At 62.2% G+C, this 439-nt stretch carries 1 protein-coding gene; it reads left to right on the top strand.

Features of this window, described 5'->3' with window-relative positions:
• Positions 1–82 precede the first annotated feature (82 nt).
• Positions 83–439 (top strand): SDR family NAD(P)-dependent oxidoreductase (locus D7X55_RS43125; RefSeq protein ID WP_147470507.1); only part of this gene is annotated, 357 nt, incomplete at its 3' end.

The raw sequence follows: 439 nt of genomic DNA, 5'->3' as shown, positions 1-439 counted from the left end.
TGGCTGCCCTGTGGGGCGCGCGCGGTATAATTACTGCTGGGTCGGGCCAAACGAAAATCGCCTGACCTGTTTGGGGAGCACTATGAAAATTCAAGACGCCCGTGCGGTCGTCACCGGTGGCGCATCGGGTCTGGGGGCTGCCGTTGGTAGCTATATCGCCTCGAAGGGCGGCAAAGTCGTGCTCGTTGACGTCCAGGAAGGACCCGGCCAGGCCGCTGCCGCCAAGTTGGGCGCCAACGCCTCATTCCTACGCTGCGACGTAACTTCCGAGGCCGAAGTTAACTCCACTATGGAAACCGCCACATCGCGTATGGGCGGCCTCAACCTGCTGGTCAACTGCGCTGGCGTCGTCGGCGCCGGTCGTGTCCTCGGCAAGAACGGCCCCATGGCCGGAGACTTCTTTGCCAAGGTCGTGCACATCAACCTCATTGGCACGTTC

Source organism: Corallococcus sp. AB049A (genome assembly GCF_003668885.1).
Lineage (GTDB): Bacteria > Myxococcota > Myxococcia > Myxococcales > Myxococcaceae > Corallococcus > Corallococcus interemptor.
The sequence above is the reverse complement of the archived record's forward strand: the minus strand, read 5'-3'. Positions and strand labels throughout refer to the sequence as shown.